This window comes from Thermotoga petrophila RKU-1 (genome assembly GCF_000016785.1).
GTDB classification, from domain to species: Bacteria; Thermotogota; Thermotogae; order Thermotogales; family Thermotogaceae; genus Thermotoga; species Thermotoga petrophila.
In genome coordinates this window covers 545,362-568,592 of record NC_009486.1, presented here as the reverse complement: position 1 = coordinate 568,592, position 23,231 = coordinate 545,362, and the positions used below count along the sequence as shown (strand labels likewise).

Sequence of the window (23,231 nt, the reverse complement as noted above, 5' to 3'; positions counted from 1 at the left end):
GTTCCTTAGAGGTATGGAAACCTTTTTCGTTATTGACACACAGTGAAATGTGTGATATGTTTCAATAGTTCCTTAGAGGTATGGAAACTGACAGAGACATGCAAGATGAGGAGATAAACACATAGTTTCAATAGTTCCTTAGAGGTATGGAAACTCGTATCTACTACCTGAAAGAACAATTACATCATCATCGTTTCAATAGTTCCTTAGAGGTATGGAAACACTATTCACCCGAAAATCCTGACGAATGGTCTCAACGTTTCAATAATTCCTTAGAGGTATGGAAACGCTGTTTTGTAGAATGCCCGGTATAGACATCTTAAGTTTCAATACTTCCTTAGAGGCATGGAAATCTGATACAAAACAAAAAATGCCCCTTTCGGGGCAAATGTTTGTTTTTGTGTTTCCGCTATCCGGTTAAATTACTCGTACCTCAGGGCTTCTATTGGACTCAGTCTGGAGGCCCTGTATGCGGGATAGAACCCAAAGAACAATCCAACGCTTGCCGAAACTCCAAATGCAACAATCACAGAGAGCGGATCTATCACGGCTTTCAATCCGTACTGACTGCCAAAGGTGTTAACTATCGTGTTCGAACCTAAGATACCCAGAGCAACACCTATGGCACCAGCAACGAATGTGATCACAACGCTTTCCACAAGAAACTCCAAAAGAATTCTGAGTCTTGATGCTCCTATAGCCATCTTTATACCTATTTCCCTGGTTCTTTCAACAACAGAGACGAGCATGATGTTCATGATACCGATACCACCAACGATCAGCGACACAGCGGTGATTGCAACGAGAACAAGGTTGATGATAGACACACTCTCAGAGACCACGTTCAAGATGGCTTGCTGACTGATGATGTTGTAGTAACTTTCTTCCTCGTGAAACTTTGTGTAGAGCAGGTGATCTATCTCCATGACTGCCCTTTGAGCAACGTCTGCAGATTTACTTGTTGCGAGTATCATGGAAACCTTTCCGTGTGTCTGGAAGACCCTGAATTTTCCCGTTTCATAGGGGATCAGAATCATGTTGTCTGGGTTGAACATGAGAATGCTACCGGTTCTTTCGAAGATTCCAATGATTTCAAAGACGAGTTTTCTATTTCCCTGAACGAGGTAAATCTTTTTGCCCAGAGGATTTTCGTTTCCGAACAGGTTGTACGCCACTTCTTGTCCGATGATCGCGACGTTGGCAGTGTTGTCCTCCTGGGAGAAGGTCCTTCCAGAAGAGACTTTCAGATTCAAAATGTGGAAAATATCAGCTGGTGCAGAGTACACGTTCGATCTGGTGTTTGTCTCTCTGTACTGAACAAGGAAACTTCCATTCACAAGACCGATCGCTTTGTCAACACTCGGGCACATCTTCAGGATATCTTCTACATCGTCTTCCTCGAGCGATTCCACCGATTGAGCGATCGTACCTCCTCTTCCTCCAGTGAATCCAGGTGTGATCATGATGATGTTCGATCCAAGCGAAGTGAGCCTCTCTGTCACGCTTTCTTTCATACCTGCCCCAAGAGACATCACCATGATAACGGCGGTCACTCCGATCACAATACCGAGCATCGATAGAAACGTTCTCATCTTGTTGGCAAGAAGTGATCTCAGAACCTCTTTAAGTATCTCCATACACAACACCTCGACGTTCTACACCTTCGATTTTTCCATCTCTGATTCTCACGATGCACGTTCCTTCGTCCACCATCTCGAGGTTGTGAGTCACAACAACCAGCGTTTTTCCCATCTCGTGGAGTTTTCTGAACAGCTCCAGTATCTCTTCGCCAGTTTTTGTGTCCAGATTTCCCGTTGGTTCGTCTGCGAGGATGAAGACAGGATCGTTTGCCAGAGCCCTCGCTATCGCAACTCTTTGTTGCTGACCTCCTGAAAGCTGATTCGGCCGGTGATGGAGTCTGTCTCCCAGACCGACCAATTCCAGAAGCTCTTTTGCCCTCCTTTTTCTCTCCTTCGCCGGTACACCCGCGTAGATCATTGGAAGCTCCACATTTTCCAAAGCGGTGAGACGGGGAAGAAGGTTGTAACTCTGAAAGACAAAGCCTATTTTCCTGTTTCTAACCTGCGCGAGCCTTCGATCACCCATCCTCGAAACCTCTTCTCCTTCTATGAGTACCTTTCCCTTTGTAGGACGATCGAGACATCCAAGAATGTGAAGGAGTGTAGACTTTCCGCTTCCAGATGGTCCTATTATGATCACGTATTCTCCTTCGAACACCTCGAAAGAAACACCACGAAGAGCCTCGACCTTCACCTCACCCAGGTCATATATTTTCCACACATCGACAAGCTCCATCACCTTTTTCATCTTGCTCGTCCCCCTCCGGGGCCGAACATTGGAAGACCTTGTCTTGTTCGAAGTCTCTGGATTTCCTGCTGTGACGGGATGAGAAGCAAAACGTCTCCTTCGGAAACACCCTTTTTGATTTCTATCTTATCGTTCAGCTCTTCACCCACCTCAACATACACCTTTTGAGGTCCTTGGGGTGTTTGTTTCATCACGTAGTAACCGTTTTGATCCTGACTGACCGCTTCTTTTGGTACAAAGAAAGAACTTGTAGCTTCTTTGATGATTATTTCCACGTCGCACGTGAGACCAGGTATCACTAAGCTGGGAGGTATCTGATCGAAAGAAAACTCCACCGGTATCACGGTAACTCCACCGGACGTTTCCGCAACAGGACTGATTCTTTTCACCTTTCCGGTCAGGGTGAGGCCAAGCTGTTCGAAGGTGAAGACAGCCTTCATTCCTTCTTTAACGTTCTTGAGGTCGTATTCACTGATGGAACCTTCCACCCTGAGGGTATCTGTTTCCACTATCGTGACTATGCTGGTACCAACTGATACTCTGTCTCCCACATCCACATTGACCGATTGAACTACTCCATTCACAGGCGAAACCACCGTTGTGTTCTCCAGGTTCTCTTTTGCTTTCTCCAGATTCAAACGGTTGATCTCGGTGGGAGAAGTTTTGTAGCTGTTGAGAGCGGAAAGATAACTGATTTGATAATCTGTGTCGTCTATCTTTGCTATTTTCTGACCTACCTGAACCACATCTCCCTCTTCCACGTAAATTTCCAGAACGTCTCCAGATACTTTGGAAGTGACTTTCTTCGTATCGGCGGTGACCTGACCCACTATTTCTACAGTTTCATTCTCTTTCGTCACAGTGTAGGTGAGATAGACAGGAGCCTGTGTTGAAGTGGCGTCTTTTTCAGAAACGGTCTGGGCACTGGCTCTGTTCAAAAAGATCACAACGATCACCAGGACCACCAGTACTGCTATGATCAGCAGGGTTATCCACTTTTTCAATTCTGATCACCTTCCTTGAGGAATTTCTCAAGATCGTATCCTAAGATGCTTATGTATTTCAGTTTTTCCAGAATCAATGAATTTTCCAGATTTTCTTTCTCGAGAGTTCCTTCCACGTAGTCGAGTTTCGAGAGAGTGTAGTCTTCTTCACTCAGGAAGCCTTTCCTGAAAAGCTGATCGTTTGTTTTGGAGCTTTCCTCCAGATCTTCCAGTTCGATTTCTTTTTGTCTCAGCTGAGACTCGAGATTGGCAATGTTGACAAGCTCTTGGCTCAACGAGTTTTCTATGTTTCGCACCTTTTCCTGATATTCCAGAGAAACCAGCTGGGATTTTCTTTTCTCTGCTTCCAGTTTTCTTTCTCCAAAGTCCCAGAGCGTCATCTGAAATCCTATTCCGATCAACCACTCGCTATCTTCGAAGTCGTAGTTGAACGAGAACGTCAGTTCCGGAAGATACGGAAGAAACCATGTTTTCTTTTCTATCTCTTCGGCTTTCTTTTGAAGCTCCAGAGCTTTCAGGTCTTCTCTGTACTCCAGAGTGGTGGCCGGCAGAGTGACCCCCTCGAGAAACTTTCTTGTTTTCTGATACACTTCTTCGTCGATGTTCTTTGTTTGAATCGTCTGAAGACTGTATTCTGCACTTCTCAGGGTTTGTTCAGTGGAGAGTATCTGCTTTTCCAGAGCTTTCTTTTCGTCGTCATCTTTTGCCTTGCTGAGTTTTTCGTTCAACACCTGAAGTCTCTGCGAGAGTATTTCGATCTTCTTTGTGTAGTAGTACCAGTCGAATATGTCCTGGACGGTCTGGATGAAAATGCTGTTCTTTGTGGATTTCAAAGAATACTTGCTGGAAAGGTAGTTTGCCTCTGTCTTCAACTTGTCCACTGTGTATTCCGTTTTGAGATTTCTGGACACACTGAGCTGTGTTCCTTCGAAGTTAAAAGACCAGTCGTCAGTGTTCACGGAGATCGGAAAGGAAAGTCCGAGCTCGAATCCGTAGATGTTTACAAAGTTGACAATTGGAGATATTGAGAAATCAGAGATACCATCCTCTGTTATGGTGATACCTGTCTTTCCCAATGAAACCTCTGTTATGGTGATACCTGTCTTTCCCAATGAAACGGATATCTCAGGATTCCAGAAGTTTGTGTAACGTTTGTAGTTGAGCTGTGCTTCTTTGAACTTTTCCACACTCGACCAGTAACCGGACGAATTTTTCAGGTTCTCCTCGAACAGATCGAAGACGTTCCCCACGAGGAAAACCGGAACAAGGAGAAAAACCAGAAAAAATCGTTTCATTTCTTACCACCTTCTTCAAAAGGAGACTTCTTTTCCAGCGTCTATCAGGAAGTTCACGATCGAAGTGTAGTAGCTGCGTAGCGAATTGAAGTAGTTCTTTTTGGTGTTGAGAAGATTGATCTTCTGGGTGTTCAGTTCTTTCTTTGAGATCAGTCCCTTTTCGTATCTTTCCTGGTAATCTTTGAGGATGTTCTCGTTGAGGTCAACCTTTTCTTTCAGTACTTTCAAATTCAAGAAGGCGATTTCCAGAGAATCGAGGGTGCTCTTATAGCTGTCTTTTGCTTCTTTCAAAGCTTCGTCGTAGTTCATCTTTGATTTCTTGTAATTCAGCTCTGCCTTTTTCTGTTCGTACTTCGAAGCGGAAGCGGAGAGGTTGTTGAGATCGTATTCAGCGATCTTCATGTTCAGCTCCGCGATCTTGACGGAAGAAAGATTGTCGAGGTATTCGTCTTCACTCACAAGGTTCTGATAATCGATGAGAGGAAGCTCTATTTCACTCACTTCCACGCTGAAGATCTCCTCATAATCTTTTTGGGCTTCTTCAAGGTCTTTTTGGGCGGAAAGGAGGTTGTTGCTGGCTTCTTCGAGGGTGAGCTCTGAATCTTTCAGGTCGTTCTCGGAAATGAGATTCTTCTTGAAAAGCTCCTGACTGGTTTTGTAGTCTTCCTGGGCGTTTTCGAAGTTCAGCTGTGCGATTTCGTAGGAAAGGTCAGCGGTCAGGAGATTGAAAATCCTTCCCAGAACATCTTGATAAGCGGATTTCAGCGAGTTTCTGTAGCTTTGAAGGTTGTTGTAGTAGCTGAGTTCTGCGGAGAGTTCTGATCTCTTGTTCGTTGCTTCGAGTTTTGCTTTTTCGTAGTCCATCGTCGCGGATTCTAAGTTGATCTGCGCGATTTGATAATCTGTACTGCTTGCAAGAGCGGTTTGAAGAACATCATTCAGAGAAACAGAAAAGCTCAGCACAGAAACGAGAGACAACAGCACCACGAAGAGATTTTTCATACGAATACCTCCTTTTTCGATTGTTTGACGGTAAAATTCTATACTCTTCTTTGTGAAAAAAGTGTGAATTTCTCACAAGCAAAATGAGAAACTCCTTCTTTCAAACGAGTTCGGGCCTGGAGTAAGATTAAAACTGTGGTTGCTCAGAAAACCGGGAGGTGTTTCTCGTGATCACACTCGAGGATATAAAAGAAGCCCAAAGAACGCTGAAGAATGTGGTGCACAGGACCGCTCTTGCTTACAGCTCTGTTCTGAGCGAAGTGACAGGTGGAGAGATCTACCTGAAGATGGAAAATCTCCAGAAGACCGGTTCGTTCAAAATAAGGGGAGCGTACAATAAAATAGCCCACCTGAGCGAAGAGGAAAGAAAGAGAGGAGTCGTTGCCGCGTCCGCTGGAAACCACGCGCAGGGAGTGGCACTTGCTGCTCAAATCTTCGGTATTCCCGCTACCATCGTGATGCCGAAGTACGCTCCTCTTTCTAAAATCACCAAAACGAGGAATCTTGGAGCTCAAGTGATTCTTGAGGGGAACATCTTTGATGAGGCCTACGAAGCAGCTCTCAGAATACAGGAGAAAACAGGTGCGGTTTTTGTGCATCCCTTCAACGATCCTCATGTCATCGCTGGGCAGGGAACCATAGGGTTGGAAATAATGGAAGATCTTCCGGATGTGGAAGTGGTGGTAGTGCCCGTTGGTGGAGGTGGTTTGATTTCGGGAGTATCCGTTGCGATCAAATCGATGAATCCTGAGGTTAAAGTAATAGGCGTTCAAACGGAGAACATGCCTTCCATGATCGCTTCACTGAGAAGGGGCAGGGCAGAGCGGGTCGAGGGTAAACCCACGCTTGCCGATGGAATAGCCGTGAAAAAGCCCGGTGACCTGACCTTCGAGCTGGTGAAGAAGTACGTCGATGAGATGGTCGTGGTGAACGAAGAAGAAATAGCGGATGCCATCCTTTTCCTTCTTGAGCAAGCAAAGGTGGTTGCTGAAGGTGCAGGAGCAGTGGGGGTGGCCGCTGTTTTGAACAAACTGGATGTGAAGGGAAAGAAGGTAGCGATCGTGATAAGCGGTGGCAACATAGATGTGAACATGATAGACAGAATCATAAACAAAGGACTCGTGAAGAGCGGAAGGAAAGTGTTCATAGAAACGTTCGTGATGGACAGACCTGGTGCCCTGAAAGAGCTTCTCGGGATAGTGGCGGAACTCGGCGCAAACGTCCTTTCCGTTTTTCACAATCGCTCCGCAAAGGAAGTTCCCATTGGTTTTGCCAAAATAGAGCTCGAGCTTGAGACGGTCGATGAAAAACACGTTGAAGAGATAGAGAGGGTGTTGATCGCAAAGGGATACGAGGTGAGAATAGTCGTGTGAGAAAATTTTCACAAATGTAATTGTTATGAAATTCACAATGAAGAAAGTCCGGGTACAATGAAAATCAGGAGGTGATAGATTATGTGATCCAAAGAGATTAACATCAAAAATGTAATTGAAATAAGAACAAAAACGACTTGTTACTTTGGGGCGGGTGCATTAGCTAAAATCGAGGATATACTGGATTTTCTGAAGGAAAGAGGTATAAAGTCTGTGGTAGTTGTTAGTGACAAAGTTGCGTACAAAGTTACAGGTGCATGGGATAAAGTGAAGCCTGCTTTGGAAAAGAGAGGTATAGAATACGTAGTTTATGATGATGTGACACCAAATCCCACAACCGAACAGATAAACGAGGCTACAAAAAAAGCGCTTGAAATAAACGCTCAAGCCGTGATAGGAATAGGCGGAGGAAGCCCCATCGACACTGCAAAAAGTGTCGCAATATTACTTGAGTATCCTGAAAAAACAGCTGAAGAATTGTATGAACAAAAGTTCATACCCGAAAAAGCAAAACCCATAATTGCCATAAACACAACACATGGTACAGGAACAGAAGTCGATAGATTTGCAGTGGCATCTATTCTGGAAAAAGAATACAAACCACCAATAGCCTATGATTGCATTTATCCAACCTTCTCTATCGATGATCCAGAGCTAACTAAAAGTCTTCCAGAAAAACAAAGTATTTATACCTCTCTTGATGCACTGAATCATATCACAGAAGCAGCTACAACTTCTTTAGGAAATCCATTTTCAATAAATCTTGCAAGAAATACTGTGGAATTGATATCTGAATACTTACCCGAGGTTCTCAAAAAACCTGATAACTTAGAAGCGCGTTACTTCCTGATGTATGCTTCTGCAATAGCAGGTATCTCTTTCGATAATGGTATGCTACATCTCACGCATGCTCTTGAACATCCGCTGAGTGCTATCAAACCCGATCTTCCTCATGGTTTGGGACTTGCTATGCTGCTTCCAGCTGTTTTTAAATACACATATAAAGCGAAACCACAAATACTTGCTTACGTATATCAGCCTATAATTCCTGATTTAAAAGGAAGACCGAATGAAGCGGAAGAAGCTGTTTCAAAACTTGAACAGTGGATTTTTAACTTGGGTGTCAAAGAGAAACTGGCGGATGTTGGATTTTCTGAAAAAGACATCCCCAAACTTGTAAAACTTGCTTTTGAAACTCCTGCATTAGATCTTCTGCTGAATTTGGCACCAATGAAAGTAGATGAGAATCTGGTGGAAGCAATCTATAAAGAATCCTTGAAGCCTTATTGAGTAAAGGAATCAGAAACACTAAAGAAGGGCAGGGATTTCCTGCCCTTTTTTTGGTAGAATATCCCCTGCGGAGGTGAGACTTTGAGATTTGTATCGGATTTTCTGTTCTTTGCCGGTTTTGGACTTTTGTTCATCGCGATAGTGTTTTTCGATCTTGGAACACGTGCTATAAAGAAGAAGCAGAATCAAAAGAAAAAGTTCTACGATAAAAAAGGATGGCAGTTTCTCTCTGTGAGTCTTGGAGCCTTTGCTGTATCTATTCTGCTTGCTCTGATCGGAAGGGGATGAACATGGTATTCCTGATCTACAATCCCGCTGCGGGTGGAGGAAGAGCTGGAAAAATCTGGGACAGGGTCGAAGATCTTCTGAAGAAACACGGGATAGATCACAAGGTTGCCTTCACAAAAAGGCCAGGTCACGCGATGGAAATTTCAAAGAAGGCTTTCAAAGAGGGATACAGAAGAATAGCAGCGTTCGGTGGAGATGGAACGGTAAACGAGGTGGTAAACGGGATCTTCTTGAACGGATACGATTTAAGAGAAGTTGTCTTCGGGTGGATACCGTTCGGAAGCGGCAAAGACTGGGCGAGAACGATCGGCGTTCCTCTTGAGATCGAAGAAGCGATCAAAACATTGAAAGATGGAAAAGAATTCGTTCAGGATCTGGGAGTAGGTGAATACGAAAAAGCGAGCGGAGAGATAGAAAAGCGCGCGTTCGTGAATGTTGCAGGCCTTTTCTTCGACGGATTTGTGACCTACAGGACCAACCTTCTCAAGAGGAAGAACCGCGTTTCTTACTTCTCGAGGATCTTCTCTTCTATCATCGAATACGATCCCCCTACTGCCAGGATCCAGATCGATGAAAAGGTGTGGGAGAAGAGGGTTTTTTCCATGAACGTTGGGACCTGTAAATACAATGGAGGAGGCATGAACCAACTTCCCCACGCTGTGCCAGACGACGGCCTTCTTGCTGTGACAGTGATAAACGACATAGGAAAGTTGAGAATCCTGGCTAACCTGCACAGGGTGTTCAACGGAAAGCTGTTGGAACATCCCGGGGTGGAGGGTTATCAGGCGAAAAAGGTGGTGGTGGAGTTTCAAAGAGATGAACCGGTGGAATTCGATGGTGAATCTTTCTGGGCCAAGAAGATTTTCTTTTCAATAATCCCCGGGGTTATAAGGGTGCTGGTGAAAAAATGAGGAGGCTACCCCCTCATTTGGTGATGGTCTTTGCAAGATCCAGGAATTCCTGAGCGATCTTGTCACCGCCGTACTTTTCCACAAAAACCCTCACTTCTTTCTTGATATCCTCGACCTGCTCTCTGTCCAGCATCAAAAGCTCGAGCTTGTGAACCAGATCGTGAATATTTCTGTACTTCACGATGGGGCCGAATCCGTACGCGTCGGTCTCTATGGTTTCAACGAATCTACTGTCTCTTATGACGATGGGGGTTTCACTCGCTATGATCTGATACAGGGTAGAAGACACAACAACGTTCGGAGTGTTTCCTTTTGGTAGAAGGTGTACGTTCGATCCCTTCAGATAACTGTAGAGTTTTTCGACGGTTGGTCTTTTCTGCCACTGAGTGATCCACTCAGCCTCGTAATCCACCCTTCCATCTGACCTGATGATCCAGTAGTGAACGTTGTCGAATCTCTTTCTGAGTTTTTTCAGGGCGTTGAGGAAGTCACAGTATTCTTCGACGGGTTGTCTTCCAAACGAAAAGAACAGGAACTTGTCTTCACTGACGGGTCTTTCTGGTTCCACATCGTAGGGTTTCATAACCGGGTAGCTGATCACTTCGACCTTTTCCCGGGGGATCTCGTAAAACTCCAGAATCTCATCGTAAAACCTTCTATCGAAAACCACGATTTTATCGCAGGGCAGTTTCACCACTTCTCTTGCTTTGAAGATGTTTGCTTCATGGAAAACGGAAATAACCGGAATCTTCAGCTTTTCTATGAGCCTGGTGAGTGGTTTTACCGGAACTCTCCAGAAGGTTTCTATTATGAGCAGGTCCAGGTTTTCCTTTAAAATCTCTTCTTCTTTCACCCAGCCCTCCTCTGTTACGTTGTCCACTTCCGTGTAGATCTCTCTCTTCACGAACTCCGGATCCTGGGCTTCCGTTCTTTTGTAGTATTTAACTTCCTTGCTGGCACTCTCTTCTGTTGGTGCAAAGACCACAACTTCGTGTCCCATTCTGATGAACTCTCTTGCAAGTATCTCTGCGTGCATCCCCACACCGCACGTGGCACCCCATCTGCTGAGGAATCCGATTTTCATACTCTCACCTCCTTTTTGTGATGCAAATTTTAAGAACTTCCTATAATATATTATAGAATTCATCGAATTTAGGAGCGTGATGAAATTGAAAGAAATTTTGAGCATGGAAACAAAAGAGCTGATTCTAAAAGCAAATAGAATGACCAGCAACCTCAAGTTGGATCTCTGCAGTATCGTGAATGCAAAATCTGGAATCTGTGATCAAGATTGTAAATTTTGCGCTCAGAGTTCCCTTTACAATACTGGAGTGAAGAAATATCCTCTTTTAGATAAAGAGAGTATCCTTGAGAAAGCAAAAGAAGCAGAAAAAATGGGAGCTATTAGGTTCGGCATTGTCACTTCCGGGAAAAGACTTACCAGAAAAGAAATTTTGAAAGTAGCGAAGATCATTGAGTTTCTGAAAGCAAACACCAATTTAAAGATTTGTGCCTCTCTTGGTGTACTGGAGAAAGACGAACTCAGGTATTTGAAGGAGAACGGCCTTGACAGATACCATCACAATCTGGAAACTTCACCGGGCTTTTTCCGAAATATATGCACCACCCACACTTTCTATGACAGAGTGAAAACCGTGGAGAACGCAAAAAATGTCGAACTGGAAGTTTGTAGCGGTGGGATATTCGGAGTAGGAGAAAACTTCGATGATCGATTGGAACTGGCAAAGATTTTAAAGGATCTGGAAGTTGACTCCGTCCCCATCAATTTCCTCATACCGATACGGGGAACTCCTTTTGAAAACTTTCAGAAGCTTGATGTTGTGGAGAGAATAAGAACAATAGCAATGTTCAGAGTTGTTCTTGGTGAAAACGTGACGATAAAGATAGCAGCGGGAAGAGAAGATTTTGGAGATTTTCAAGCTCTTGCTTTCTTCGCTGGTGCGAACGGAATGATAGTGGGTGGATACCTGACATTGAAGGGAAGAAGTTACGACGATGATATAAAACTCATTGAAGGATTGAGGGAGCTGATGAGATGGTAGAAAGACTTCTTGAAATCATCGAAAGGAGTTTAGAAAAGTGTCCCTGGTTAGAGAAACAGAGCATTGAAACTTTGCTTGAAGCCCTCGCTTCTGAGATAGAAGAGGTCACTGAAGCTGTGAAGAAAAACGATCTGGCAAATCTCGAGGAAGAGGTAGGGGATCTCATCTACGACGCGCTTCTCGTGGCAGCAGTGGCACAGAGAGATTATGGAATAGATCTTGAAAGAGCCATTCAGAAGGTGGTAGAAAAGATCTCACACAGGAAACCCTGGCTGTTCTGGGAAGAAAAGATCTCCTTAGAAGAAGCGGAGAAAATATGGAAAGAGCGCAAAAAGAAAGTTTAATCTTTCTTCTCCAAAGGAACCTCCCCAAAAAGCCGCGCGGGTATGAAATAAAGAGGTGATTTGAGCTTTCTGTTGAATTTTTCCACCTCAAAGTTGTAGTCTTCCTTGGCCTTTTCGAGGAGCTTCAGAATCTTCTCGTACTTTTCTTTGACAAAGTCATTTCCTGAGACAACTTCTCTTCTGAAGAGCTTCTCTCTTTCTTCTAATTCTAAAATCTCTCTTTCTATGTACGAGATGATCTTTCTGTGACGAACAAGAAACGCCCAGGTGTAAAATGAATATAGAGTGAATCCTACGACGACGAGCGCGATGATCCACACGATGCCACCCCCATACACCGTTTCATTATATCACCGCGGGAAAGGGGTAAGAAGCATGATAAAAATAGGAGCTCACATGCCCATCTCGAAAGGATTTGACAGGGTACCACAAGACACAGTGAACATAGGGGGGAATGCCTATCAGATCTTTCCTCACAACGCTCGCTCCTGGAGTGCAAAACTTCCTTCTGACGATATCACCACGAAATTCAAACGGGAGATGAAAAAATACGGAATCGACTGGGAAAATGCGTTCTGTCACAGTGGATACCTCATAAACCTCGCCAGTCCAAAAGAGGACATCTGGCAGAAGTCCGTTGAACTTTTGAAAAAAGAAGTGGAAATTTGCAGAAAGCTGGGTATAAGGTATCTGAATATTCACCCCGGCAGTCACCTCGGAGCTGGAGAGAAAGAAGGAACAGAAAGAATAGTAAGAGGATTGAACGAGGTGCTGAATAGCACCGAAGATGTGGTGATTCTCCTTGAGAACGTCTCACAAAAAGGAGGAAACATCGGTTACAAATTGGATCAGCTGAAAAAGATCAGAGATCTCGTCGATCAAAAAGACCGTGTGGCCATCACTTACGATACGTGTCATGGATTCGACTCTGGTTACGACATCACAAAAAAGGAAGGGGTCGAGGCCCTACTGAACGAAATAGAGACCCTGTTTGGCTTAGAAAGACTCAAGATGATTCACTTGAACGATTCCAAATACCCGCTTGGAGCGGCAAAAGACAGACACGAAAGAATAGGAAGCGGATTCATAGGTGAAGAAGGCTTTGCAGTGTTTTTCTCCTTCAAAGAGATCCAGAAAGTTCCATGGATCCTTGAAACCCCTGGTGGAAACGAAGAGCACGCGGAGGATATAAAAAAGGTGTTTGAGATCATAGAAAAGTTCGATATAGAGGTCGATTGATATGCCCTTCGATGGGTTGCTTCTGCACAAAGTAGTCAGAGAGTTGAAGGAACTCGAAGGGGAACACTTGAGACAGATCTATCAACCAACGACGGTTGATTATTATTTTCTTTTCAAAAGTGCGACCGTTCGCGTGTGTTTGAGACCCGACGTTTCCCATGTAGCGATCGCCGAAAAAGAAGAGGCATCGGAGAAGATGCCTTCTTCGTTCACAATGCTTCTGAGAAAAGAGCTGAAAGGTGCGAAACTTCTAAAGATAGAGCAAATTGGAATGGATAGAACACTGCGATTTTCCTTTGAAAAATTCGATGAGATAGAAGGAATCGTTCAAAAAGAGCTCTACATCGAAATAATGGGAATTCACTCGAACATGATATTGATCAGAGACGGAAGAATCGTTGACACACACAGACGCATCGTAACGAAAAAGAGAGAAATCCTTCCCGGCAGGGAGTTCGTGATTTTCCCCTCTGAAAAAGTTTCCATTTTCGAATTGAAAGAATTTCCTCCGGAGAGTGAAAAAACGATCCGAAACGTTCTCCTTTCACTTCTCGAGGGTTTTTCACCCGCTTCTGTGGAGGAGTTGATCCACAGAGCCGGTTACGAGCTGGATACTCCGTGGAAAGCTGTAGATCAAAAAAAGATACTCGAAGTTCTCGAAGGAATAAAAAAGGAACTGGAACTTCCAGGAGTGTTTGTTTATTACGAAGCTTCACATCCTTTGGAAGTTTCCGCTTTCAGATTCACCATGCTGGATCTCAAAGAAAGATACTTTGAAAAACCCTCCGAGGGTATCAACGAATTTGTGAAATGGAAAGAAGAAAAATCCACTTTTGAAAACATCAAACAACGCCTTATCAAAGTGGTTGTGAGCAGAATCGAAGATCTGGATGATCTTGAAGAAAAACTTTCGAGGGAACTTTCTGAAGCGGAGAAAGCCGAAAGATACAAAAAACTCGGCGATCTCATCGTTCAGAACCTCTGGAGTATAAAGGGAAAATCCGGAGAGGTCGAACTCACGGACTGGGAGACAAACGAAAAGATCGTTGTGGATGTGGGAAAAGATCCTGCCCAGACGGCTCAGAAGTTCTACAATACCTACAAAAAACTGCAGAGAAAGAAAGAACAGGTAGAAAAACGGCTCGAAGAAATACAGAGGGAAAAGGAGTATCTCTATCAGCTGTGGCAGACGATCGAAGACGCGGAAGATTTGGAAACACTCGAAGAGATAGAAGAAGAAATGAGAGAATTTGGACTTCTGAAAGAGAAGAAAATGGAAAAACAAAAATCAAAGAAAACCCGTTTCAGAGAGGTTTATTACGATGGATTCAAAATTCTCGTGGGAAGGAACAACAAACAAAACGATGAGCTCGTGAAAACTTCTTCGAAGGAAGACCTGTGGTTTCACGCTCACGAGATGCCGGGAGCTCACGTTGTGGTGAAAACGGAAGGAAGGGAGGTGCCTCAAGAGGTTGTGGAGTACGCGGCGAGTCTCGCGGCCGGTTACTCAAAGGGAAAAAATTCCGGGAAAGTGCCAGTCGATTACACTTTCATAAAGTATGTAAGAAAACCAAAGGGCTTCAAACCCGGTATGGTGATATACACGAACTACAAAACCATTCTTGTTGAGCCAAGGAGGATAGAGGGATGATAGGCTACCAGATTTACGTGAGATCTTTCAGGGATGGGAACCTCGACGGTGTGGGAGATTTCAGGGGATTGAGAAACGCTGTTCCCTATTTGAAAGAACTGGGGATTGACTTTGTTTGGCTCATGCCCGTTTTTTCCTCTATATCTTTTCACGGGTACGACGTGGTGGATTTTTATTCTTTCAAAGCTGAGTACGGTAGCGAGAGAGAGTTCAAAGAGATGCTCGTAGCATTCCACGACAGCGGAATAAAAGTAGTTCTTGACCTCCCCATCCACCACACAAGTTTTCTCCACACGTGGTTCCAAAGGGCGCTGGAGGGAGATCCACACTACAGAGATTACTACGTGTGGGCAAACAAAGAGACGGATCTGGATGAAAGAAGAGAGTGGGATGGAGAAAGGATCTGGCATCCGCTGGAAGATGGTAGGTTCTACAGAGGGCTTTTTGGACCTTTCTCACCCGATCTGAACTATGACAATCCGCAGGTATTCGACGAAATGAAAAGACTGGTCCACCACCTTCTCAATATGGGAGTGGATGGTTTCAGATTCGACGCGGCAAAGCACATGAAGGATACGGTCGAGCAGAACGTTCGTTTCTGGAAGTACTTTCTTTCCGATTTGAAAGGCATCTTCCTCGCGGAGATATGGGCAGAGGCCAGAATGGTAGATGAACACGGCAGAATATTCGGCTACATGCTCAACTTTGACACATCTCACTGTATAAAGGAAGCTGTATGGAAAGAAAACACAAGAGTTTTGATAGAATCAATCGAGAGGGCCCTTGTCGGTAAAGACTACCTCCCGGTGAATTTCACTTCGAATCACGACATGTCAAGACTCGCAAGCTTTGAAGGAGGCTTCAGCGAAGAAAAGATCAAACTTTCGATTTCCATTCTTTTCACTCTCCCGGGAGTTCCTCTCGTGTTCTACGGAGACGAGCTTGGAATGAAAGGAGTTTACCAGAAACCAAACACGGAAGTCGTTCTGGATCCTTTCCCGTGGAACGAGAATATGTGTGTTGAGGGACAGACCTTCTGGAAGTGGCCCGCGTACAACGGGCCTTTCTCCGGCATCTCTGTGGAATACCAGAAGAGAAATCCCGATTCGATTCTTTCACAAACAATGAGATGGATGAGATTCAGAAAAGAAAACCAGTGGATCGATCGGGCAAAGCTCGAATTTTTGTGCAAAGAGGACAAGTTCCTTGTGTACAGACTCTACGGTGATCAGTATTCTCTGAAGGTGTTTCACAACCTTTCAGGTGAAGAGGTTGTCTTTGAGGGAGTCCGGATAAGGCCTTACAAAACGGAGGTGGTTTGATGAAGATGGAAAGGAAGAATGTCTGGCACCACAGGAAGAAGGAGGAAATAGAAGCTTTTTCGAAAGAGTACATAGAATTCATGAGCAAAGCAAAAACCGAAAGGATGACGGTGAAAGAAATCAAGAGAATCCTCGACGAATCGGGATTCGTTCCTCTTGAAGACTTCGCGGGGGATCCCATGAACATGACAGTTTACGCTGTGAACCGGGGAAAAGCCATCGCCGCCTTTCGTGTGGTGGATGACCTGAAAAGAGGTCTGAACCTTGTGGTTGCGCACATAGATTCTCCGAGGCTGGATTTCAAACCCAATCCGTTGATAGAAGACGAACAAATAGCCCTGTTCAAAACACACTACTACGGAGGAATAAAGAAGTATCACTGGCTGAGCATTCCTCTTGAAATACACGGTGTTCTCTTCAAAAACGATGGAACGGAGATAGAGATTCACATAGGGGATAAACCGGAGGATCCCGTCTTCACGATTCCAGATCTTCTTCCGCATCTCGACAAGGAAGACGCGAAGATCTCTGAGAAGTTCAAAGGAGAAAACCTCATGCTCATAGCCGGAACGATCCCCCTCAGTGGAGAAGAAAAAGAAGCGGTGAAGACGAACGTTCTCAAGATTTTGAACGAGATGTACGGTATCACCGAAGAGGACTTCGTGAGCGGTGAGATAGAAGTGGTTCCTGTTTTCTCACCGAGAGAGGTAGGAATAGACAGAAGTCTCATAGGAGCGTATGGACAGGACGACAGGATATGTGCCTACACAGCTCTTCGAGCGCTTCTGTCTGCAAATTCCGAAAAATCGATAGGTGTGATCTTCTTCGACAAGGAAGAAATAGGAAGCGACGGAAACACGGGAGCAAAAGCCAGATTCTACTTGAAAGCCCTCAGACAAATTCTGAAAATGCAGGGTGCGAAAGATTCGGAGTTCGTGCTCGATGAAGTTCTTGAGAATACCTCTGTCATCTCCGGAGATGTGTGCGCTGCCGTGAATCCTCCTTACAAAGATGTCCACGATCTTCACAACGCTCCGAAACTGGGATACGGAGTTGCTCTTGTGAAGTACACGGGTGCAAGGGGAAAATACTCCACGAACGACGCGCACGCTGAATTTGTAGCTCGTGTGAGAAAAGTGCTGAACGAACAGGGAGTCATCTGGCAGGTGGCCACCCTCGGGAAGGTGGACCAGGGCGGAGGAGGAACAATTGCCAAGTTCTTTGCTGAGAGAGGATCCGATGTGATCGATATGGGACCTGCCCTTCTCGGAATGCACTCTCCTTTTGAAATCTCCTCGAAGGCGGACCTCTTCGAAACCTACGTTGCTTACAGGAGTCTCATGGAAAAACTGTGAGGTGGTACTTTGATAGAAGAGCTGGCAAGAGAAATCGTGAAGCGATTTCCAAGGAACCACAAAGAAACGGATCCATTCAGAGTTCTCATCTCCACTGTCCTGAGCCAGAGAACGCGCGACGAGAACACAGAGAAAGCGTCGAAGAAGCTCTTCGAAGTTTACAGAACACCGCAGGAACTCGCAAAGGCAAAACCAGAGGATCTCTACAATTTGATAAAGGAGTCCGGGATGTACAGGCAAAAAGCCGCGAGAATCGTGGAGATATCCAGGATCCTCGTGGAAAGGTACGGCGGAAGAGTTCCCGATTCGCTGGAAGAACTGCTCAAACTTCCCGGTGTGGGAAGAAAAACAGCGAACATAGTGCTGTGGGTGGGTTTCAGAAAACCTGCCCTCGCGGTTGATACGCATGTTCACAGAATCAGCAACAGACTGGGTTGGGTGAAGACAAGAACACCGGAAGAAACAGAAGAAGCCCTCAAGAAATTGCTCCCGGAAGATCTCTGGGGGCCGATCAACGGTTCTATGGTCGAATTCGGAAGAAGAATCTGCAAACCGCAGAATCCTCTGTGTGAAGAGTGCTTTCTGAAGAATCACTGTGAGTTTTACAGAAGGAGGGGAAAGGGTGAAGTACGAAATCGTACTGAAAGGTAGCTACGCTCTTTTGAAGGTGTTTCTTTCGATTGGGGAGAGTGTTGTGGTAGAACCGGGTGCGATGGTTTACATGAAAGGACCCATCGAAGTTAACACTTCAGCAACGGGAGGTGTCTGGAAAGCCCTCAAAAGAGCCATTTTGGGCGGGGAGAACTTTTTCATGAACACGTACATCTCCCGCGGAGAAAGTGAAGTCGGTCTGGCTCCTCAGCTTCCGGGAGATATAGACGTGATACCTTTGAAAGATGTTCTTTACGTTCAATCGACCTCCTTTCTGGCGTGTGATCCTTCTGTGGAAATGGATGTTTCCTTTGGTGGTTTGAAATCCTTCTTCTCCGGTGAAGGAATATTTCTCTTGAAATTCTTTGGTTACGGTGATGTGGCCGTTTCCTCTTTTGGAGGAATAAAATCGATAGAGCTCAAGCCGGGAGAAGAGTTCACCGTTGACACAGGACATGTCGTGGCGTTCGATGGAACGGTGAAGTGGAACGTCAGAACATTTGGTGGCCTGAAATCCACACTCTTCGGTGGAGAAGGTCTGGTGTGTACCTTCACAGGCCCAGGAAGAATTTATGTCCAGACGAGGAATTATCCCGCTTTTGTCGAGTGGATAAAGTCTCTTGTTCCTAGGCAGACGGGTAGTAGGTGAAGATACGATAAATCACAGTTGTAATTTTGCACAAAGGAGGTATTACCATGAAAAAATTACCTGTTTTCTGGAAAATCATGATCATAGTACTGATACTTGGCGCAGGTATAACGTTTGTTGGCACTTTAAGTACGATAACGATTAGAAGCAAGCTATTGGAACAAACTGATATAAACCTCCTGACACAGTCAGAAGGGAGTGCCGATGCACTGTGGAACTTCTTACAGGCACACACACAACTTGTGGATTTGCTTTCCCGCGATGAGGGTGTGATCAATCTGTACAGGGATGAAACCAACGAAGAAGATGTGAAAAGCTTGTTCGAGAAAGTTCTGAAGAGCTACCCAAACGTTATGAATGTCTATGTAGGTTTGAAAGATGGAAGGATGTATTTGGTTCCAGAGCAAGAACTTCCAGAAGGATACGATCCAAGGGTGAGACCATGGTACAAAGACGCAGTTGCTAAGTTAGGTAAAATCGTCATCACCGATCCTTACGCGGATGCTTCAACTGGAAAAACCATCATAACAATCGCAAAAGCGGTCCAGATCGGTCAGGAAATCGTAGGTGTTCTTGGCCTTGATTTTGACTGTTCAAAACTGGTTGATGAGCTCTTCAAAAAAGGTGTAGAAAAGGGATATATGAGCGCTCTTGTCGATGAAAATGGTACTATCACTCTTCACAGCAAAAAGGATTACATAGGCGAAAACATAAAAGACACGGATTTCTTTAAAAAGTGGCATGCAGGATCGGAAAGCGGCGTGTTTGGATACGTGTTCGATGGTATTCCAAGAAGAACTGGGTACAAAAAACTACCGAACGGCTGGATATACGCTATCGTGGTACCAGAAGAAATCGTTTACAGCGAAGTGAAAGAATCCACGGTGGTTCTTATAACCATCACTCTTGTTTCTTTGGTTGCTGCAATAGTCTTTGCGCTCTTCATGTCGAGAAGATATATTTCGGAACCGCTCAAACACCTTGCATCTATCTCAGATAAGATTGCTGGAGGTGATTTGACTGTCGAAATCCAGCTCAATTCAAAGGATGAAATCGGAAAACTTGGAAATGCTCTAACACATATGGTTAAATCCCTCAGAGAAATAGCTTTAAACATAAAGAACAATTCATCTGAAATAAAACGAAACGCAGAAAGTGTGGCTTCCGTAGCTCAGGAAGTCAGTTCAACTATCGAGGAAGTAACATCGCAGGTGGAAAATGTAGAATCGAACGTGAGTAACACATCGGCATCGATTCAGGAATTGACGAGTGGGGTTGAGGAAGTAGCAGCGAGCGCTCAAAACGTTTCCAGAGCAGCTCAGGATCTCTCAGAAAAATCTACACAGGTCAGCGAATCAGCAAAAGAAGGTGAGAAGGCCATCAAAGAAATAGTCGAGATGATAAAACAGGCAAGAAGCAGGGCAGAACAAACAGCAAGTGTTGTAGAGGAGTTGAACGAACACGCAAGGAACATAGGACAGATACTCGATACGATCAACTCGATAGCAGAGCAGACGAACCTTCTTGCCTTGAACGCGGCAATAGAGGCGGCGAGAGCGGGAGAAGCGGGAAGAGGATTCGCAGTTGTGGCGGATGAAATAAGAAAACTTGCAGAAGAGAGCAAGAGTGCGACGGAAAAAATAGGACAGATATTGAATCAGATCAGCCAGGAAGTGGTGAAAGCGAACGAAGAGACGAGAGGAACGGTGCAGGCAGTGGAGAACATAAGCAGTAGAGCAGAAGTTGTAGCGAGCCAGTTTGACAGGATAGCTCAGGGAATATCCAGCATAGTGTCGCAAATCCAGAATCTCGCAGCAATAGCTGAAGAGCAGAGCGCGGCGGCTGAAGAAATGAGCAGCGCCATGGACAACGCAAGCAGATCAATGGTAGAAGTAGCGGAGCAAATGAACGAAATCGCAGAAGCGATGAAACAACAGGCCAAGGCTGTCAATACACTGTCCGAAGCCATGAATAAACTGGATCAGATTGCAGAAAAATTAGAAAAAGGGATGGAAGTATTTAAATTGTAATCTTTAAAATGATCTTCAAATTCATTAGAAACCCGCTTCAGGCGGGTTTCTTCTACACTTCATTTTTCTGATGTTTGATGTTTCTCATTGTTGTGATAAAATAATTCACATGCCGAACTAATTGCTGGAGGGTTGAAGGATGTTCTTTCTCACCAATGTTTTTCGTTCTATGGGCACCATGAGTTTCAATCTTCTGATACAGCTTCGCATGAAAGAAATAGGAGCAACTCTCTTTATGATAGGGCTCCTTTCCAGTTTGCAAGGGGCAATGAACACCTTTTCTAACGTTTTCTGGGGAAGAATTTCGGACAAAATTGGGAAAAGAAAGGTATTCATCATATTGAGCCTCGTTCTAGCATCTGCTTTTTATCCTCTGTACGCGGTCATAAACGTTCCCTCTGCTTTTCTGTTCGTCTCTATGATCATAGCGTTCTTCAACGGAATGTATCCTCCCGCTGCCATGGCGCTCAGCAGCACTGCAAAGAGAATGTCACTTGGATTTTCACTTTACAACTCTTCAAATTCACTTGGGATGCTTCTGAGCAGGATTTCCATAGGTTTTCTGCTGATGTTCATGGATCTGAAACTCGCTTTTGTTTTCTTTTCGATAGTCGTGGCAGTATCCGTGATTCCTGCTCTCGGGTTGAAAGAAGAGAAGATCCAAAAGAAGAAAGAGGAAGACTTTCATTTTGGAAGAAAGGTAATGGAGCATGGAATCTGGGCACTGTACCTGGGGAGTCTCTTGAGGCAGATGGGAACTTCCGGCTCCATGTCATTGATAGCTGTCTATCTAAACGAAAGATTTCATTATAGTGCTTCAACGATAGGTTTCGTCACGGCTGTGAATCCACTCATCCAGATACCATCACATTTTTTCTTTGGAAAACTCGTTGAGAAGACAGATCCGAAGTTCATAAGTGTTCTAGGCATTTTCATGTCTTCACTGGTTCCCTTTCTCATGATGATACCTGAGAACTGGGCACCAGTGCTGGCTTATGCCTTTTTGGGAGCGAGTTTTGGAGCTTTCATCAACGGATCGAACAATTTTCTTGGAAGAAGATTCCACTACCTTCAGAGGGGAAGAGCACTTGGTCTTTTGAGCTCTGCCAGATTTCTTGGAGCAACCATCGGACCTTTCCTGGCGGGATTGCTCGCAGAAAAGTCTTACTCTCTTATGTTTTCGACACTGGGTCTTGCTGTGCTTTCAGGAGGAATAGTGGTTCTTCTGTTCACAAAAGACGGGGATTGATTCCCCGCCTCACAGTTTCTGAATCACACTTTCAAGTTTCTGTTTGATTTCTTCGAGCTCTTTCTTGACTTCCTGGAGCTTTTCGTCACTACCAGTAGTAGTAGTAGTGACTACCTTGATACCCTCACCTATCAATCCTTCCACACTCAACTTTCCTTCCTTCAGAAGTTCATAAGTTTCGTTCACCAGCTTTCCGGCTTTGGTTTCTCCCTTGACGTGTTCTCTGATTGTTGCTTCTGTCCTTCCGAGTTCCTCTGCTATTTCGGAAGCTGTCATTCCTGCCTTTGCCCTTGCGAGGGCACCGGCGGCCACCGCCAGGCTGTCAACCCAGGTGAGCCTCTCAGCAGAATTTCTGATCTCCTCGAGCACTTCCTTTCTGAAAAGTGTACCAACGAGCAAAGCGATCTCGAGCTGGTGAATCTCCTCTTTGGTCACGGGATTGAAGTTGAGTTTCATTTTTCTTCACCCCCCTCCGAAGGATGTATGACGATTCCTTTATCGGTTATTTCGAACGGATGCCTCCGCATTGAGTGGGACGTTCCTCTCATCTTCCAGACGATCAAACTTCTTTTGAGCTCTCCATCGATTTCATCAAGATCCAGTCTGATGATACCGTCCACTCCGTGTTCAACACCAGGACCTCCGAATCCCTTCTCAGTGACTGACACCTGACTCACAAAGAGCGATGTACATCCAAGACCGGAGAGTATTCTCTTGAGCTGGAAGATAATACTTCTTGCCATTGCGGGTTTCGTGATATAGAGAGTGGTTACAGAATCGATCACAACTCTTTTTGCCTGTGTTTCCTTCACCGCTCTCTTCAGCACTTCGGCGAGCTCTCTGACATCGTCTATGTCTTTTACGACGTATTTTTCTTTCTCGGCATATTCACCGATTCCACCAGTGAACGCGTCCACTATGGCGAACTTTCCTTCCTTCTCAAAAGGATCAACGTTCCAGCCGAAAACTTCCATGTTTTTCTTCACCTGAACGGGGTGTTCCTCGAGTGCAACATAGATGCCGGGTTCCCCCATCTGAAGTCCGTTCCATATGAACTGCTGAGAGAAGATCGTCTTTCCGGTACCGGGTCCTCCAGAGATGAGCACGATGTTTCTCTCAGGAATTCCGCCGTGAAGGATTTCGTCCATCCCCGGAATTCCCGTCTTGACCTTCTTGATCATATTCCC

At 44.9% G+C, this 23,231-nt stretch carries 23 protein-coding genes and 1 CRISPR repeat array (1 of these 24 running past the window's edge); of the genes, 14 read left to right on the top strand and 9 right to left on the bottom strand.

Annotated elements, in window-relative coordinates; translation table 11 throughout:
- A CRISPR array of direct repeats spans positions 1-353; the repeat unit is 30 nt; unit sequence GTTTCAATAGTTCCTTAGAGGTATGGAAAC; it reaches 141 nt to the left of the window's first position.
- A 69-nt stretch (positions 354-422) separates the two neighbouring features.
- Genes TPET_RS02885 through TPET_RS02865 form a run of 5 tightly spaced genes read right to left on the bottom strand, consistent with a single transcriptional unit; the run spans position 423 to position 5,629 of the window.
- A complete protein-coding gene (locus tag TPET_RS02885) occupies positions 423-1,637 on the bottom strand; it encodes an ABC transporter permease (RefSeq protein WP_011943190.1) in 1,215 nt (404 codons plus the stop codon).
- A complete protein-coding gene (locus TPET_RS02880; protein WP_008193575.1) occupies positions 1,624-2,328 on the bottom strand; it encodes an ABC transporter ATP-binding protein in 705 nt (234 codons plus the stop codon). The genes TPET_RS02885 and TPET_RS02880 overlap by 14 nt, the downstream gene beginning before the upstream one ends.
- The gene (locus TPET_RS02875; protein ID WP_011943189.1) at positions 2,325-3,332 is read right to left on the bottom strand and encodes an efflux RND transporter periplasmic adaptor subunit; all 1,008 of its coding nucleotides are present in this window, start codon (positions 3,330-3,332) and stop codon (positions 2,325-2,327) included. The genes TPET_RS02880 and TPET_RS02875 overlap by 4 nt, the downstream gene beginning before the upstream one ends.
- Complete coding sequence (locus tag TPET_RS02870) at positions 3,329-4,627, bottom strand: TolC family protein (protein WP_011943188.1); 1,299 nt, start codon at positions 4,625-4,627, stop codon at positions 3,329-3,331. The genes TPET_RS02875 and TPET_RS02870 overlap by 4 nt, the downstream gene beginning before the upstream one ends.
- 15 nt (positions 4,628-4,642) lie before the next feature.
- Positions 4,643-5,629, bottom strand: a complete 987-nt coding sequence (locus TPET_RS02865; protein WP_011943187.1) for a TolC family protein — start codon at positions 5,627-5,629, stop codon at positions 4,643-4,645.
- Positions 5,630-5,796: 167 nt separating this feature from the next.
- Here TPET_RS02865 and ilvA point away from each other — a divergent pair, with 167 nt between their 5' ends.
- The 4 genes from ilvA to TPET_RS02845 all read left to right on the top strand — a co-directional run bounded on the left by ilvA (position 5,797) and on the right by TPET_RS02845 (position 9,491).
- A complete protein-coding gene (ilvA, locus tag TPET_RS02860) occupies positions 5,797-7,002 on the top strand; it encodes a threonine ammonia-lyase (protein WP_011943186.1) in 1,206 nt (401 codons plus the stop codon).
- A gap of 96 nt (positions 7,003-7,098) precedes the next feature.
- Complete coding sequence (locus TPET_RS02855; RefSeq protein WP_083756012.1) at positions 7,099-8,292, top strand: iron-containing alcohol dehydrogenase; 1,194 nt, start codon at positions 7,099-7,101, stop codon at positions 8,290-8,292.
- Between the two features lie 81 nt (positions 8,293-8,373).
- Entirely contained in the window at positions 8,374-8,580 is a 207-nt protein-coding gene (locus TPET_RS02850) for a hypothetical protein (protein WP_004083158.1), read from the top strand.
- A gap of 2 nt (positions 8,581-8,582) precedes the next feature.
- Positions 8,583-9,491, top strand: coding sequence for a diacylglycerol/lipid kinase family protein (locus TPET_RS02845; RefSeq protein WP_011943184.1), 909 nt, complete (start codon positions 8,583-8,585; stop codon positions 9,489-9,491).
- A gap of 13 nt (positions 9,492-9,504) precedes the next feature.
- Here the strand turns inward: TPET_RS02845 and mds are convergent, their stop codons facing one another.
- Positions 9,505-10,575, bottom strand: coding sequence for a GDP-mannose:di-myo-inositol-1,3'-phosphate beta-1,2-mannosyltransferase (gene mds / locus TPET_RS02840; protein ID WP_011943183.1), 1,071 nt, complete (start codon positions 10,573-10,575; stop codon positions 9,505-9,507).
- Positions 10,576-10,654: 79 nt separating this feature from the next.
- On the opposite strand from mds, the gene bioB reads away from it, so the two are divergent.
- Both bioB and TPET_RS02830 read left to right on the top strand, forming a co-directional pair.
- Positions 10,655-11,554: a biotin synthase BioB gene (gene bioB, locus TPET_RS02835; RefSeq protein WP_011943182.1), complete on the top strand. Its 900-nt coding sequence runs from the start codon at positions 10,655-10,657 to the stop codon at positions 11,552-11,554.
- Complete coding sequence (locus TPET_RS02830) at positions 11,548-11,898, top strand: MazG nucleotide pyrophosphohydrolase domain-containing protein (protein WP_011943181.1); 351 nt, start codon at positions 11,548-11,550, stop codon at positions 11,896-11,898. The genes bioB and TPET_RS02830 overlap by 7 nt, the downstream gene beginning before the upstream one ends.
- Here the strand turns inward: TPET_RS02830 and TPET_RS02825 are convergent.
- Positions 11,895-12,218: a hypothetical protein gene (locus TPET_RS02825; RefSeq protein ID WP_011943180.1), complete on the bottom strand. Its 324-nt coding sequence runs from the start codon at positions 12,216-12,218 to the stop codon at positions 11,895-11,897. The genes TPET_RS02830 and TPET_RS02825 overlap by 4 nt on opposite strands.
- A gap of 55 nt (positions 12,219-12,273) precedes the next feature.
- On the opposite strand from TPET_RS02825, the gene TPET_RS02820 reads away from it, so the two are divergent.
- From TPET_RS02820 to TPET_RS02785, 8 genes are all read left to right on the top strand, one after another.
- On the top strand, positions 12,274-13,137 hold the full coding sequence (locus tag TPET_RS02820; RefSeq protein WP_011943179.1) for a deoxyribonuclease IV: 864 nt from the start codon (positions 12,274-12,276) through the stop codon (positions 13,135-13,137).
- Position 13,138: 1 nt separating this feature from the next.
- On the top strand, positions 13,139-14,788 hold the full coding sequence (locus TPET_RS02815) for an Rqc2 family fibronectin-binding protein (RefSeq protein ID WP_011943178.1): 1,650 nt from the start codon (positions 13,139-13,141) through the stop codon (positions 14,786-14,788).
- Positions 14,785-16,110 (top strand): 4-alpha-glucanotransferase, encoded by a 1,326-nt coding sequence (gene mgt, locus TPET_RS02810; protein WP_011943177.1) that lies wholly within the window; start codon positions 14,785-14,787, stop codon positions 16,108-16,110. Before TPET_RS02815 ends, mgt begins: the two co-directional genes overlap by 4 nt.
- The gene (locus tag TPET_RS02805; RefSeq protein ID WP_011943176.1) at positions 16,110-17,465 is read left to right on the top strand and encodes an aminopeptidase; all 1,356 of its coding nucleotides are present in this window, start codon (positions 16,110-16,112) and stop codon (positions 17,463-17,465) included. Before mgt ends, TPET_RS02805 begins: the two co-directional genes overlap by 1 nt.
- Before the next feature lie 9 nt (positions 17,466-17,474).
- Complete coding sequence (nth, locus tag TPET_RS02800) at positions 17,475-18,116, top strand: endonuclease III (protein WP_011943175.1); 642 nt, start codon at positions 17,475-17,477, stop codon at positions 18,114-18,116.
- Positions 18,088-18,765 carry a TIGR00266 family protein gene (locus TPET_RS02795; protein ID WP_011943174.1) on the top strand — a complete coding sequence of 226 codons (678 nt, stop codon included), beginning with the start codon at positions 18,088-18,090 and terminating at the stop codon, positions 18,763-18,765. The genes nth and TPET_RS02795 overlap by 29 nt, the downstream gene beginning before the upstream one ends.
- A gap of 47 nt (positions 18,766-18,812) precedes the next feature.
- A complete protein-coding gene (locus TPET_RS02790) occupies positions 18,813-20,795 on the top strand; it encodes a methyl-accepting chemotaxis protein (RefSeq protein WP_011943173.1) in 1,983 nt (660 codons plus the stop codon).
- A gap of 139 nt (positions 20,796-20,934) precedes the next feature.
- A complete protein-coding gene (locus TPET_RS02785; RefSeq protein ID WP_011943172.1) occupies positions 20,935-22,044 on the top strand; it encodes an MFS transporter in 1,110 nt (369 codons plus the stop codon).
- Positions 22,045-22,053: 9 nt separating this feature from the next.
- Here TPET_RS02785 and TPET_RS02780 read toward each other — a convergent pair whose 3' ends face one another.
- Together TPET_RS02780 and TPET_RS02775 are read right to left on the bottom strand one after the other, a co-directional pair.
- Positions 22,054-22,500: a transcriptional regulator gene (locus tag TPET_RS02780; RefSeq protein WP_011943171.1), complete on the bottom strand. Its 447-nt coding sequence runs from the start codon at positions 22,498-22,500 to the stop codon at positions 22,054-22,056.
- Complete coding sequence (locus tag TPET_RS02775; RefSeq protein WP_011943170.1) at positions 22,497-23,225, bottom strand: KaiC domain-containing protein; 729 nt, start codon at positions 23,223-23,225, stop codon at positions 22,497-22,499. Before TPET_RS02775 ends, TPET_RS02780 begins: the two co-directional genes overlap by 4 nt.
- Positions 23,226-23,231 lie beyond the last annotated feature (6 nt).